Below are 13,991 nucleotides of genomic sequence, written 5' to 3'. Positions count from 1 at the left end.
CTGTGCAGGAGGAGTCGGAGAGTGACGGTCGCGGCGGTGACGGAGGCGGCGGGAGAGCCGTTCCGGTTCGAGGAGGTGCGGCTCGACGCCGTGCGGCCCGACGAGGTGCGCGTGCGGCTCGTGGCCACCGGCGTGTGCCACACCGACCTCTCAGCCGCGAGCGGTGCGCTGCCGTTCCCGCTGCCGGGGGTGCTGGGGCACGAGGGCGCCGGGGTCGTGGAGGAGGTGGGCGACGACGTCACCGACGTGCGGCCGGGCGACCGCGTGCTGCTCTCCTTCGCGTCGTGCGGGCGGTGCCGCGGTTGCGCATCCGGACACCCCTCGGCCTGCGAGTCGCACCAGAGCCTCAACCTGTTCGGCGGGCGGCGGGCCGACGGTTCCGCCACCGTGCACCGCGCATCCGGAGCACTGAACGCCCACTTCTTCGGGCAGTCGTCGTTCGCCACCGAGGCGATCGTGCCGGCCCGCTCGGTGGTGGTGCTGCCGGCAGACACCACTGACGACGAGCTCGCCGTGCTCGCACCGCTGGGCTGCGGCATGCAGACCGGGGCGGGCGCGGTGCTGCGCGTGCTGCGCCCCACGCCAGGGTCGACTCTCGCCGTCACCGGCGCCGGCGCCGTGGGACTCGCGGCCGTCATGGCGTGCGCGCTGCTGCCCGGCGCGCAGGACGGCCGGGTCGCCGGCGTGCGGATCGTCGTGGTCGACAGGGTGCCCGCCCGGCTCGAGCTCGCGCGCGAGCTGGGCGCGCACGTCACGGTGGTCCCGGATGCGGACGGCGACTTCGCGCGGGCGCTCCTCGAGGCGACGGACGGCCGCGGGGTCGACGCCGCGATCGAGGCCACCGGCAGCAGCGCGGTGCTGGAGCAGCTCGTCACCACGCTCGCCCCGCGCGGTGAATGCGCCGTGGTCGGGTCGCCGCCCGAGGGCACCCGGGCCTCGTTCGACATCAACCGGCTGCTGCCCGGCAGGGTCATCCGCGGAGTCGCGCAGGGCGACAGCGATCCGCGGAGCTTCCTGCCCGAGCTCGTGGCGGCCTGGCGCGACGGGCGGTTCCCGCTCGAGCGGCTGCAACGGCGGTTCCCCTTCCGCTCCCTTCCCGACGCGGCGGCAGCCGCCGCCTCGGGCGAGGTCGTGAAACCCGTGCTCGTGTTCTGACGACGTCGGGAGAGCGCCGCGACCCTCCGCGTGGGAGGGTGGTCGCATGAGCACCGAGCCGACACCACCCACCGCGCATCCCCGCCGCCCGCGTCCCACGCTCGCGTCCCTCCTCACCGACCGGCTCGGCGAGGTCGGCATCCGCAGCGCGCAGATCCTGCTCACGCTCGCCCTCGTCTCCGTGGTCGTGATCGGGCTCGTGCAGCTCAAGCTGGTCGTCATCCCGGTGCTCATCGCGCTCATCCTGGCCGCCGCGCTCTCGCCCGTCATCGGCTGGCTGCGCCGCCGGGGCCTCTCGGCCATCCTCGCCACCTGGATCACGCTCATCGGCGGCATCGTCGTGTTCGGCGGCGTCGTCACCCTCATCGTGTTCGCCGTGCGCGGCCAGTGGGAGGAGCTGTCGAGCTCGGCCGTCGAGGGCATCGACCACATCGCCGACTTCTTGCAGTCGGGCTCGCTCCCGATCTCGCAGGAGCAGATCGACGGGGCACGGGATGCGCTGCTCGGCTTCGTAACGAGCAGCCAGTTCGGCACGGGGGCGCTCGCGGGGGTGTCGGCCGCGGCCGAGGTCATCACGGGTGCGCTGCTGGCCGTGGTGGTGCTGTTCTTCTTCCTCAAAGACGGCGACCGCATCTGGGCCTTCTTCCTCCGCCCGTTCACCGGCCGCGGGCTCGAGCGGGGCCGGCGCATCGGCTCCACCGCCGTGCGCACCCTCGGCGGCTATGTGCGCGGCACGGCGATCATCGCGTTCGTCGACGCCGCGGGCATCGGCATCGGGCTCGCGATCCTTCAGGTGCCGCTCGCGCTGCCGCTGGCGGTCATCGTGTTCATCGGCGCGTTCATCCCGATCGTGGGTGCCACCGTGGCGGGCATCCTGGCAGCCCTCGTCGCCCTGGTGGCGAACGGGCCGGTCGTGGCATTGATCGTGGTGGCCATCGTCATCGCGGTGAACCAGCTGGAGGGCAACTTCCTCCAGCCCGTGGTGCAGGCGAAGTCGCTCAAGCTGCACCCGCTCGTCATCCTGGTCGCCCTCACCGCGGGCACCATCCTCGGCGGCATCATCGGCGCCGTCATCTCGGTGCCGATCGCCGCCGTCGCCTGGGCCATCCTCAAGGCCTGGAACCCGCCGACAGAGGCCGCACCGCCCTTCGCCGAGCCCTCGCCCGACGAACGCACCACCACTACCGCATGACTGCCACGCCCTCCCGATCGCCCGAGGTCGACGCCCTCCTCGCCGAGCGCGCCCACCCCCTCGCCGAGAGCATCGACGTCCTCCGTCGTGAACTGCTCGCCCTGCCCGGCGTGGTCGAGAACGTCAAGTGGAACTCCCCGAACTACGCGCTCGCCGACGACTTCGCCACGCTGCAGCTGCGCCGCCCCACCGCCGTCCAGCTCGTGCTGCACACCGGCGCGGCCGCCAAGCCCGATCACCCCGAGATCGTCGTCGACCCGCTCCCGGCCGGCGCGAAGTGGGCGGGCCGCAACCGCCTCGTCGTGACCCTCACGAGCTCGCCCCTCCCCGCCGACGACCTGGCGACCCTCCGCACGACCCTCGCGGCCTGGGTCGCGCAGCTCCACTGACGCCGCAACGCCACGCCTCCCGCGCACCGACCCGCTCCACGCCCCGATCGCGCTCTCGCGTGGCGAAAGCGAAGCGCCGCGCCGACGCGCCGGCGCTCAGAACTCCTTCAGCGTCTCCCGCAGCGTCGCGTGCGGGTACCCGTCGCGGATGAGACCGCGCGCCCGCAGCGCCGGCGCCAGCCCGTCGGTGACCTCCGCAATCGTGCGGCGCGTGAGCGGCAGGCTGATGAGGAACCCGTCGCCGCCCACCTCCTCGGCCACCTCCCCCATCCGCTCGGCCACCGTGTCGGGCGAACCGATCAGCTCCACGCACGAGCGCACCGGATGCGAGGCGTACTCCCGCAGGGTCTGCCCTGCACTCTGCTCCTTGGTGTGCGCGATCGTGCTGCGGCTGGCGTTGGTGGACAGGTGCGGGATGGGCGCGTCGAGGTCGAGCGTGGAGTAGTCGATGCCCGAGTAGTAGGAGAGGAACGCCAGGTTCGCCTCGAGGTTCTGCTCGGTGGCGGCCACCATGCGGTCCCAGCGGCGAGTGGCCTCCGCATCCGTCGCCCCCAGCACCGGCGAGACCAGGAAGACGATCTTGATGTCGTCGGGGTCGCGGCCGAAGGCGGCTGCCCGGGCACGGATGTCGTCGCGGTACTCCTTCATCGCCTCGATGCCCTGCACGTTGCTGAGCAGGATGTCGGCGTTGCGCGCCGCGAAGTCACGGCCCCGCGGCGACCCTCCGGCCTGGCAGAGCACCGGGCGCCCCTGCGGCGACGGCGCCGTGTTGAGCGGCCCGCGCGAGCGGTAGAACGACCCCTCGAAGTCGACGCGCGACACCTTCGTGTGGTCGGCGTAGACGTGCGCCTCCTCGTCGAGCACCAGCGCATCCGGCTCCCAGGAGCCCCAGAGCCGGTTCACCAGCTCCACCCACTCGTCGCCCATCTCGTAGCGGTGGTCGTGCTCGGCCTGGCCGTCGAGCCCGAAGTTCTGCGCGGTGCGGTCGTTGTGGCTCATCACGAGGTTGGCGCCCACCCGCCCCCCGGTCACGTGGTCGAGCGTGGAGAGCAGGCGCGCCGCCAGGAACGGCGGGTAGAACGAGGTGGTGACGGTCGGGATGAAGCCCAGGTGCTTCGTGCCCGCCGCCATCACCGGCACGTAGGGCATGGGGTCGTGCTTGGGGGCCATGAACGCGTTCGAGAGGGTGAACTCGGCGCTGCCCTTGTAGATGTCCTGCACGAACAGCGCGTCTTCGATGACCATGCAGTCGAAGCCCGCCCGCTCCATCGCCTGCGCGGCCTCGACGAACATGTCGGGCGTCATCCACTCGGTGGCGCCGTCGCTGCCCGACCAGGTGCCGTTCCAGGACTGCACCTGGAAGCCGTAGAACCAGCCGAGATGGAACATCGGATGCCCGCCTTTCGTGAAATGAGGGAGTCAGAGGGGTGTCGCGCTCAGAACGCGAGCAGGTTGTCGCGGAAGTGCTCGTGCTCGTAGGCCGACCGCACGGCACCCGCCTTCTTCAGCTGCGGCACCAGCCCGTCGGTCACCGCGGCGATGTGCCGGCGGTCGAAGCCGGCGCTCGTGAAGAGGTAGCCGTCGCCGCCCACGTGCTCCATGGCCTCGGTCATCTGCGCCGCCACCGTGGCGGGCGAGCCCACGAGCCGCAGCGACTCGACGGTGTCGTGCCCGATCACGAGCTGCCGGAGCGTGCGGCCGTCGGCGCCGTCCTTGGCGTAGCGGGTCATCGAGCTCTGGTGCCCGTTCACCTGGCCCGCGAGGTCGGGCATGGGCTCGTCGAGGTCGAACTGCGAGAAGTCGATGCCCGAGAAGTACGACATGGTCGCGAGGCTCGACTCGAGATAGGCCTCGCTGTCGCGCATCGCCCAGCGCCGGGAGTACTCCTCCTCGGCGTCGTCGTCGGTCTCGCCGATGACGGGGTTGACCATGAACATCACCTTGCAGTCGCGGGGGTCGCGGCCGAACCGCCGCATGCGCTCCGAGATGTCGTCGCGGTACTCGCGCATCCCGTCGATTCCGAGCGGCACCGCGATGATGGTGTCGGCGTGCTGCGCGGCGAAGTCGCGGCCCGCGGGCGAGCCGCCGGCCTGGCAGATGACCGGCCGGCCCTGCGGCCCCGGCGGCGTGTTGAGCGGCCCGCGCGAGCGGTAGAACTCGCCCTCGAAGTCGATCTCGTGCACCTTCGTGTGGTCGGCGTAGGTGTTGCTCGCCTCGTCGAACACCACCGCATCCGGCTCCCACGAGGCCAGCAACGCCTCCACCAGCTCCACCCACTCGCCCGCCATGCGGTAGCGCAGGTCGTGCTCGAAGTGCTGGTCGAGGCCGAAGTTCTCGGCGGCGCGATGGCTCGACGAGGTCACCAGGTTGCCGCCCGCGCGCCCGTGCGTGAGGTGGTCGAGCGTGGCGAGCATCCGGGCCGCCATGAAGGGCGGGTAGAACGAGGTGGAGAGGGTCGGGATGAGGCCGATGCGCGAGGTGTGCTGGCTGAGCACGGCCACGAGCGCGGTCGGGTCGTTGCGCGGGCCCTCGAGCGCGTGCTTGAGGTAGGCGCGCATGCTGCCCTCGTAGGCGTTCGGGATCATCAGCCCGTCTTCGAAGATCATGTAGTCGAAGGATGCGCGCTCGAGCGAGCGGGCCAGCTGGATGTAGTTGGAGGCGTCGGTCCAGCTGCGGTCGAAGCTGCCCGCCCAGTCGGAGCCCCACGAGTTGAGGCCGTAGCCGTTGCCCACGAACCAGCCGAGATGGAACATCCCGCTCCCCCTTCATCTGCGCGTCTCGTTTGCGAATCGCCCACCGCGCATCCGCGGGGACCTTCGTCGTGAGACCACCCTGGAGGCGCCGTGTTTCAGCCGCATTCCTCCCCCGTGTCTCCCCGATTACGCCACCTGTTACGTTTGCGAGTCGATTCGCTGGGAGCCGTTGCCTGAACGTTTCCTTTCGTTAACGTGAAAGAGCAGAGCCGTCATCCGTGCACCTCTTCTCCCGAAGGATCCACCCTTGAGCGAGCACCTGAACCACTACCGCCCCTCCGTCTTCCACGCCCGGCGCGAACGCGTGCGCCGTCAGGAGTTCTACGGCCATCGCGCCGAGGTCACCCCGGTCTCCTCCCCGGGCGAGACCTCGGCGCGGCGCGCCTACGAGATGCTGCGCACCCTCCTGCGCTCGGGCGAGCTCACCACGCGCGACGCCCTGGCAGAGGACTCGCTCGCCGTGACGCTCGGCGCGAGCCGCAACGCCGTGCGCAAGGCGCTGCAGCAGCTGGCCGACGAAGGCCTGCTCATCCGGCAGACCAAGAGCGGCACGCGGCTGGTGCACGAGATGATCCACGTCGACGGCGGGCAGGTGGTGCCGCGCGGTATGGCGCTCGGTGCCGACCGGGGGCGGCTGTGCATCGAGCAGACGCGCACCGAGCGGGTCATCCTGTCACCGGTGGTGCGCAAGCGGCTCGAGACCGAGGCGCGCATCGGGGTGCTCTCGGAGTCGCGCTTCCACGTCGACGACGCCCCGATCTCGTTGCGGGTCGGTTACGTGGCCGGCGACCCCGACCTCGTGCAGAAGGCGTTGCGGGCCTTCGGCACCGTCAATCCGCCGCCCTACGAGGAGGCGTTCCGCCAGCTGTACGGCGCGCCGTTCGGGTCGAGTCACTCCACCATCGAGGCGATCCGCTGCGAGGCGCGCACCGCCGCCATCCTCGGGGTGGACGAGGGGGCGCCGATCCTGCTCAACGAGGTGCTGGTGCGGGATGTGGACGGCGTCGCCCGCGAGCTCAGCTACACCTACTACCGCAGCGACCGCGTCGCCATCTCCTCCATGAGCAGCTCCCTCCCCCACGCGGTCTGAGCCCCGCCCTCCCGCGCTGCCCGCCCGTTTCATCTCGATCGGCCCGTCAGTAAGTGCCCCGTCAACAGCATCAGGGGGCACCTACTGACGGGTCGATCGCGGCCAGGTTCTCCGGATGCGCGGGTTGTGCTTTAATCTGCGTATGAATGCAGATAGCGGTAGAGGTGAGGACGGGTGCGCGGGGCGGTGCGGGCGGCTGCCCGACAGCGAGTACGTGGAACTGGCGGTCGAGGTGTTCTCGATGCTCGCCGACGCGACGCGGGTGCGCATCGTGATGGCGCTGCGGGATGCGGGTGAGCTGCCCGTGAACGCGCTCGCCGAGATCGTGGGCAAGAGCCCCGCGGCGGTCTCGCAGCACCTCGCGAAGCTGCGGCTCGCGCGCATGGTGAGCACTCGCCAGGACGGCACGCGCATCATCTACCGGCTGGCCAACGAGCACGCCCAGCAGCTCGTCGCCGACGCCATCTTCCAGGCCGAGCACTCGCTCGGCGGCACGCCCCACCACCACCGCGAGGCCGACAGCGCACCGGATGCGGAGCACCGGCGGGGAGAGGTGACGTGACGGCGCCCGCGGGTCGCGCATCCGGAGTCCAGACCGACGCGAGCGACGCGCCCCCCGCGAGCCCCGTGCGCGACGGCGGGCGTGTGCTCCCCAAGCCGCCCTCGCTCGTGCGGACGGGCTCGCGACTGCCCGAGGTGCGCTGGGCGGCCCTCGCGCTCGCGCTGTTCCTCGTGGCCTGGCCGCTGCAGCTCGCCGGTGCACCCGACTGGACGTGGTGGACGCTGTACCTCGCCTGCTACGCGGCGGGCGGATGGGAGCCCGCTCTCGCCGGCTTGCGGGCGATCCGCGAGAAGACCCTCGACGTCGACCTGCTCATGATCGTCGCCGCGATCGCCGCCGCGAGCATCGGCCAGGTGTTCGACGGGGCGCTGCTCATCGTCATCTTCGCCACCTCGGGCGCGCTCGAGGCGATCGTCACCCAGCGCACGGCCGACTCGGTGTCGTCGCTGCTGACCCTCGCGCCCGAACGCGCCGAGCGGATCGTCCAGACCGAGGTGAGCGCGGAGGGCGGACGCGACGAGACCACCGAGTCCGTCCTCTCGTCCTCTCTCACCCCAGGCGACCTCATCCTCGTGCGTCCCGGCGAGCTCATCAGCGCCGACGGCACCGTCGTGCGCGGCGAGTCGGAGGTCGACCAGGCCGCGATGACCGGCGAGTCGACACCCGTGCGCCGTCGCGCGGGCGACACCGTGCTCTCGGGCACCGTGAACGGAACCGGTTCGCTGCGCATCCGGGTCGACCGCCCGGCCTCGGAGTCGGTGATCGCCCGCGTGGTGGCGCTGGTGGAGAGCGCCTCGGCCACGAAGGCCCGCACGCAACTGTTCATCGAGAAGGTGGAGCAACGGTACTCGATCGGGGTCGTGGTGGCGACCCTGCTCGTGTTCGGGGTGCCGCTCGCCCTCGGCGACGAGTTCCAGGCGGCGCTCCTGCGCGCCATCACCTTCATGATCGTGGCGTCGCCCTGCGCCGTGGTGCTGTCGACGATGCCTCCGCTGCTCGCCTCGATCGCGAACGCCGGACGGCACGGCGTGCTCGTGAAGTCGGCGACCGTGATGGAGCGCCTCGGACGCACCGGCCTCGTCGCGTTCGACAAGACCGGCACCCTCACCGTCGGCGCCCCGGAGGTGCGCTCGGTGCACGCGGTGCCGCCGTTCGACGAGGTCGCCGTGCTGCGGTTCGCGGCTGCCCTCGAAGCCGAGAGCGAGCATCCGCTGGCCAAGGCGATCGTGCGCGCGGCCGCGCCCCACGGTCACCCCGCCGCCACGGGCTTCACGGCCCTGCCGGGGCGCGGGGTCGAGGGGGTGGTCGACGGATGCGCGGTGTCGGTCGTTCAGGAGGCCATGGAACACGAGGAGGACGGCACCGTCGTGGTGGTGACGGTCGACGGGATGCGCGCCGGCACCATCACCCTCCACGACGCCCTCCGTCACGACGCCCCCGCGGCGGTCTCGGCGATCGCCGCCCTCACCGACCACCCCGTGCATCTCCTCACCGGCGACAACGAGTCGACCGCGGCCGCGGTGGCCGACGCGACGGGTATCCGCGAGGTCCACGCACGTCTGCTGCCGGCCGACAAGGCGGATGCGGTGCGCCGCCTCGAGGCCGACGGCACCGCCGTCATGGTGGTCGGCGACGGCGTCAACGACGCCCCCGCCCTCGCGGTCGCGAGCACCGGGGTCGCGATGGGCCGGCACGGCTCCGACCTCGCCCTCGACACCGCCGACGCCGTCGTCATCCGCGACGAGCTGACGGCCATCCCGAACGTCATCCGGCTCTCGCGCCGTGCCCGCCGATTCGTGATCGCGAACCTCGTGGTGGCTGCCACCTTCATCACGGTGCTCGTGGCATGGGACCTCGTCGGCACCCTGCCACTCCCCCTCGCCGTCGCCGGGCACGAGGGCTCCACCGTCATCGTCGCCCTCAACGGCCTCCGTCTCCTCCGCCGACGCGCCTGGGAGCGCTGACGCGGCGGCGCCCACACACCTCATGCCGGCTCCGGCCGGGGGTGACCCCGAGGGGATCACGACACCGGCCGCCGGGGCGCATAGCGTGGGGGAGGCCACCTCCCATTGGAAGGAACCACGCCATGCCCGCTCCCACCATCGTCCTCGTCCACGGGGCCTTCGCCGACTCGGCGAGCTTCGCGCCCGTCACACGGCAGCTGCTCGACCAGGGGTACACCGTGCGCGTGCCCGCCGTGCCCAACCGCAGTCTTCTGGGCGACTCCGCGTACATCCGCTCGGTCGTCGAGCAGATCGAGGGCCCTGTGCTGCTCGTGGGCCACTCCTACGGCGGCGCGGTCATCACCGTCGCCGGGGTGGCGGAGAACGTCGTCGGACTGGTGTACCTCTCGGGCTACGCGCTCGACAAGGGCGAGAGCCTCGGGCAGCTGCAGGGCGGGTTCCCCGACTCCGACCTCGCGGCGAATCTCGTCTACACGCCGTTCCCGGTCGAGGGCGGCGAGCCGGGCACCGACGTGTCGGTGAAGATCGACGCCTTCCCGTCGGTGTTCGCCGCCGGGGTCGACATCGCCGATGCCGAGGTGCTCGCGGTGTCTCAGCGCCCGCTGGCCGCCCTCGCCTTCGGCGAGGCGGCGCCGGTCGCGGCCTGGAAGACGAAGCCTGCCTGGGGCATCGTGTCGTCGGCCGACCACACCATCAACCCCGACGTGGAGCGTTTCGGCTATCAGCGGGCGGGCCTCCGCACCGTCGTCGAGATCGACGCCCCCCACCTCGTCATGCGCTCCCACCCGGCCGAGGTCGTCAAGCTCATCACCGACGCGATCGCCGAACTCGGCTGACCGCCGCCCCGACAGCGGTCAGCGCGGAGTGAGGTTGAAGTTGTCGCGGAAGAGGTTGGCCGGGTCGTAGCGCGCCTTGAGGGTACGGAGCCGCGCGAGGGTGGCGGGCGGGAAGGCGTCGGCGACGCGTTCTGGGCGGAGGTCGGTCTCGAAGCTGAGGTACAGGCCCGAGAAGTGGGGGGCGAGCTCGTCCCAGAGCGCATCGAGGCGCGAGCGGTCGGAACCGAACGCGATCACGGAGAAGTTCGCCGACCGGTTCGCGTAGGCCGTGGCCGAGGGGTCGACGTCGGAGACAGCTCCTCCCACCGACCGGATCTGGAAGAAGTACACCGCCCCGCTCTCCAGCAGGCGGGCGATCGCCGCCGCGAACTCCGGGGTGATGTGCTCGACGAGCCCCGAGCGTGCCGCAGGCTCGCCCTGGGCGTCGTGGTCGCCGCCCTGCGCGTTGGCCATCAGCGCCGCGTAGGGCACGAGCTGCACCGACTGGTCGACGAGCGGCGCCGTCTCGGCCAGCGGCTGCAGGCGCTCCACGATGACGGCGGGGTCTGACGAGTCCACCACGGCCATCACCTGCGCCACCGGCGGACGGCCCGGCCGGGAGCCGCCCATGAGCAGGAAGCTCGTGAGGTCGCGCGGCGCCCCCTCCACAGTGCGCCCCCAGCGCTCGAGGAACCCGGTCGTGTCGCTCGCGTCGAAGGCGAGCTGCGCCCAGCCCACCTCACCCACCTCGTCGACCTCGAACTCGAACGCCACCACGACCCCGAAGTTGGCGCCGGCTCCGCGCACCGCCCAGAACAGCTCGCTGTTCTCGGTGTCGGAGGCGCGCACCACCTCACCCGAGGCGAGCACGATCTCCACCGCCCTCAGGTGATCGATCGTCAGACCGTGCTCCCGCACCAGCCAGCCCACACCGCCCGCGGTGGCGAGCCCGCCCACGCCGACTCCGCCGTAGTCGCCCGAGCTCAGCGCCCAGCCGTGCGCGGCGAGCTCGGCCGCCACGTCCATCCATCGCGCCCCCGGACCGATGCGCACCCGCCGCGTGCTCTCGTCGAGCACCTCGATCGTGTCGAGCGCCGACAGGTCGAGCACGATGCCGCCGTCATTGGTCGACCGCCCGCTGATGCCGTGCCCGCCGCTGCGCACCGCGAAGGCGACCTCCGGATGCGCGCGGGCGAACCCGAGCGCGTCGACGACCTCCTCCACCGACCGCACCCTCAGCACGATGCCCGGCGACCCGCCTCGCAGATAGGTGCTGCGCACCCGGGCGAAACCCGCGTCCCCCGGCTCGACGGCCCGCGCCACGAGCGAGTCGGGCAGGGAGTCGTAGTCGATCCCTCCGCGCCGCTTCGCGAGGGAGATGGAGTTGCGCACCGGCCGCTCGACCCCGTCGACCGCGATCCCGGATGCGCGGAGGGCGAGATCGGCCTGCTCCCGCACCGCGGGCATCACCTCGTCGGCGAAGCGCCGCAGCTGACCCTCGTCGTCGGAGCCCAGGATGAAGGTGCCGATCCCCTCCTCCACGACGAGCTCGACCAGGGTGTCGATCCAGAATCCGCTCGGACCCTCGAGCGGCCCTCCCGAGTACGGAGCCGTCGGGGCACCGCCGCCGACCGTGAGACGACCGCCGATGTTGAGCAGGCGCCTGATCTCGCGCGGGTCGCGTCCGGCCGCCCTGGCCGCCTCGTCGATGGCCGCGTTCCCGCGGGTGAGATCGCCCGGCTGGAGATAGCTGAGGGAAGGGAGCCACCCGTCGCCCTTGCGCCCGGTGAGCCGCAGCATCCGGGGTTTGTAGGCGCCGATCCAGAGCGGGATGTCGTGGGCCGGCGCCGGCCCGCGCTTGGCGCCGTCGACACGATGATGCTCACCGCCCGCGTGGAGCGGCGCCCGGTCGGAGACGTCCCAGATGCCCCGGATGACGTCGATCGCCTCCCCGAGGGCGTCGACGGCCTGTCCCGGCGTGAGGCGAGAGCCGCCCATGGCGACGATCGCGTCCCAGAAGGCTCCCGCACCGAGACCGAGATCGAGGCGGCCTCCGCTCAGCAGGTCGAGGCTCGCCGCCGAACGGGCCAGGACGGCGGGCTGCCGCAGGGGGAGGTTGAGCACGTTGGGGGCCAGATGGATGCGGTCGGTGCGCGCGGCGATCCAGGTGAGCAGGGTCCAGGTGTCGTGGAACGACGGCTGGTAGGGGTGGTCCTGCAGCGTGACGAGGTCATACCCCAGCTCCTCGCTGAGGATCGCACGATCGACCGCTGCCGCGACCGGGGAGTTGAGAGGCGTGACGAAGGTGCCGAAGCGCAGAGCGTGGCCGTAGTGGGGCATGACAGCCATGCTGTCGCGGTCCGGAGGCGGAGGCAACGCCTCCGTGAGTGGCTTATCATGGGTAAGTGACTTCCCCCTCGATGGCTCCAGCGCCCGCCGGCCCTGCCCCCAGCCGCACCCCCGGCCCCGCCCCCCACGACGAGCTCGCCTGGCACCGCATCGACGACGACGCCTGCCGCACCTTCCAGGGCTCGCTCGAGCTGGTGGGCCGCCGCTGGAGCTCGGGCATCCTCCTCGCCATCGCGCGAGGCGCCCACAGGTTCAGCGAGATCGTCGCCTCGGTGGCCGGCCTCTCCGACCGCCTGCTGTCGCAGCGCCTCAAGGAGCTCGAGCTCGCGGGCCTCGTCGAGCGCACGGTGATCGCCACCACCCCCGTGCAGGTGCGCTACGCCCTCACTCCCCGCGGTGCCGACCTCATGCGCTCGCTCCAGCCCCTCGTCGCCTGGAGCCATCGCTGGGACGAGCCTTCGCCCGGATGACGACCGCGGTGCAGGGGCACCTCGCGATCGGCGTCAGCGGGAGCGGGCGGTCGAGGTGATGCCCAACGCCAGCAGCACGCAGCACGCAGTGACCGCGGCGAGCGCCAGCGGGTTCGAGACGGGGAAGAGCCCCACCACGGGCCCGATCGCACCCCCGATGGCGAACTGCCCGAGGCCGAGCAGCCCTGAGGCGGCCCCCGCCCGCTCGGGCTGCGAGCGCATCGCCCAGGTCATGCCGAGCGGCATCACCACGCCGAGCGAGGTCACCATCACGAACAGCGGCGCCGCGAGCGCCCACCACTCCCCCACCCCGGCAAGGCTCAGGATGCCCATGGTCGCGCACGCGGCGAAGGTCACCGGCAGCGTGGTCACCACCACGCGCACCACCCCGAACCGCAGCGCGAGCCGCGAGCCCAGCTGGCTCGCCACCGCGAACCCGGCACCGTTGACCCCGAACAGGATGCTGAACACGGCCGCCGGCACCGCGTACGCCTCGCGGAAGACGAACGACGACGACAGCACGTACGAGAACATCGCCGCGTAAGCGAACCCCACCACGAGCGTCGGCGCCACGTACGACCACGACCCGAGCAACGCCCGGTAGTCGGCCACGAGCCGCCGGAGCCCCGGGGGCCGGCGGCGCGACGCCGGCAACGACTCGCGAAACCGCACCAGCAGGTAGACCAGCAGCGCGCATCCGCCCACCGCCAGCGCCACGAAGATGCCCTGCCAGGGCGCCACGAGCATCACCAGGGTGCCGAGCGACGGCGACACCACAGGTGCCACCCCGGAGACGAGGGCGAGCCGGGAGTACTGCCGCACCAGCTCGTCGCCGTCGGCGAGGTCGCGCACGACAGCTCGCCCGATGGCCATGCCGACTCCGCCGGTCAGACCCTGCACGAGGCGCAGCGCGATCATCACCTCGACCGTCGGGGCGAAGGCGCAGAGCGCGGTCACGACGGTCCACACCGCAAGGCCCACGAGCAGCGGCAACCGCCGCCCGACCGAGTCGGAGAGCGGCCCGGCCACGAGCTGACCCACGGCGAGGCCGATGACGCAGGCCGACAGCGACACCTGTACGGCGCTCTCGGTGGCACCGAGCGACACCGCCATCTCGGGCAGGCCCGGCAGCACGATGCTCATCGAGAGCGGGCCGAGCACCGAGATGGCGCCGAGGAAGACGAGCAGCCCCGGGCCGATGGCCCGCACCCGGGGCTGCTGCGAGTCGATCACGAGTCGATCACGAGGTCGA

At 71.9% G+C, this 13,991-nt stretch carries 12 protein-coding genes; 8 read left to right on the top strand and 4 right to left on the bottom strand.

Annotated elements, in window-relative coordinates:
• Positions 1–21: 21 nt before the first annotated feature.
• From N1031_RS09855 to N1031_RS09845, 3 genes are read left to right on the top strand one after another with little or no spacing between them, the layout of a single operon-like run.
• A complete protein-coding gene (locus N1031_RS09855; protein WP_259479457.1) occupies positions 22–1,155 on the top strand; it encodes an NAD(P)-dependent alcohol dehydrogenase in 1,134 nt (377 codons plus the stop codon).
• A 46-nt stretch (positions 1,156–1,201) separates the two neighbouring features.
• Positions 1,202–2,347, top strand: a complete 1,146-nt coding sequence (locus N1031_RS09850; RefSeq protein WP_259479456.1) for an AI-2E family transporter — start codon at positions 1,202–1,204, stop codon at positions 2,345–2,347.
• Positions 2,344–2,736 carry a DUF1801 domain-containing protein gene (locus N1031_RS09845; RefSeq protein ID WP_259479455.1) on the top strand — a complete coding sequence of 131 codons (393 nt, stop codon included), beginning with the start codon at positions 2,344–2,346 and terminating at the stop codon, positions 2,734–2,736. Before N1031_RS09850 ends, N1031_RS09845 begins: the two co-directional genes overlap by 4 nt.
• Positions 2,737–2,832: 96 nt before the next feature.
• Here the strand turns inward: N1031_RS09845 and N1031_RS09840 are convergent, their stop codons facing one another.
• Positions 2,833–4,125 (bottom strand): NtaA/DmoA family FMN-dependent monooxygenase, encoded by a 1,293-nt coding sequence (locus N1031_RS09840; RefSeq protein ID WP_259479454.1) that lies wholly within the window; start codon positions 4,123–4,125, stop codon positions 2,833–2,835.
• A gap of 47 nt (positions 4,126–4,172) precedes the next feature.
• Complete coding sequence (locus tag N1031_RS09835; RefSeq protein WP_259479453.1) at positions 4,173–5,489, bottom strand: NtaA/DmoA family FMN-dependent monooxygenase; 1,317 nt, start codon at positions 5,487–5,489, stop codon at positions 4,173–4,175.
• A 247-nt stretch (positions 5,490–5,736) separates the two neighbouring features.
• Here N1031_RS09835 and N1031_RS09830 point away from each other — a divergent pair, with 247 nt between their 5' ends.
• From N1031_RS09830 to N1031_RS09815, 4 genes are all read left to right on the top strand, one after another.
• On the top strand, positions 5,737–6,579 hold the full coding sequence (locus tag N1031_RS09830; protein WP_259479452.1) for a GntR family transcriptional regulator: 843 nt from the start codon (positions 5,737–5,739) through the stop codon (positions 6,577–6,579).
• A 214-nt stretch (positions 6,580–6,793) separates the two neighbouring features.
• A complete protein-coding gene (locus N1031_RS09825; protein WP_375163631.1) occupies positions 6,794–7,141 on the top strand; it encodes an ArsR/SmtB family transcription factor in 348 nt (115 codons plus the stop codon).
• Positions 7,138–9,105, top strand: coding sequence for a heavy metal translocating P-type ATPase (locus N1031_RS09820; RefSeq protein WP_310795679.1), 1,968 nt, complete (start codon positions 7,138–7,140; stop codon positions 9,103–9,105). The genes N1031_RS09825 and N1031_RS09820 overlap by 4 nt, the downstream gene beginning before the upstream one ends.
• A gap of 122 nt (positions 9,106–9,227) precedes the next feature.
• The gene (locus N1031_RS09815; protein ID WP_259479450.1) at positions 9,228–9,941 is read left to right on the top strand and encodes an alpha/beta hydrolase; all 714 of its coding nucleotides are present in this window, start codon (positions 9,228–9,230) and stop codon (positions 9,939–9,941) included.
• Between the two features lie 18 nt (positions 9,942–9,959).
• On the opposite strand, the gene N1031_RS09810 is transcribed toward N1031_RS09815, so the two are convergent.
• Complete coding sequence (locus N1031_RS09810) at positions 9,960–12,260, bottom strand: LLM class flavin-dependent oxidoreductase (protein ID WP_259479449.1); 2,301 nt, start codon at positions 12,258–12,260, stop codon at positions 9,960–9,962.
• Between the two features lie 65 nt (positions 12,261–12,325).
• Between N1031_RS09810 and N1031_RS09805 the strand changes: the two genes are divergently transcribed.
• Positions 12,326–12,739 (top strand): winged helix-turn-helix transcriptional regulator, encoded by a 414-nt coding sequence (locus tag N1031_RS09805; RefSeq protein WP_259479448.1) that lies wholly within the window; start codon positions 12,326–12,328, stop codon positions 12,737–12,739.
• Between the two features lie 33 nt (positions 12,740–12,772).
• Here N1031_RS09805 and N1031_RS09800 read toward each other — a convergent pair whose 3' ends face one another.
• Positions 12,773–13,972 carry a multidrug effflux MFS transporter gene (locus N1031_RS09800; protein WP_259479447.1) on the bottom strand — a complete coding sequence of 400 codons (1,200 nt, stop codon included), beginning with the start codon at positions 13,970–13,972 and terminating at the stop codon, positions 12,773–12,775.
• Positions 13,973–13,991: the final 19 nt, after the last annotated feature.

The organism is Herbiconiux moechotypicola (assembly GCF_024979255.1).
Lineage (GTDB): Bacteria > Actinomycetota > Actinomycetes > Actinomycetales > Microbacteriaceae > Herbiconiux > Herbiconiux moechotypicola.
The sequence above is the reverse complement of the archived record's forward strand: the minus strand, read 5'-3'. Positions and strand labels throughout refer to the sequence as shown.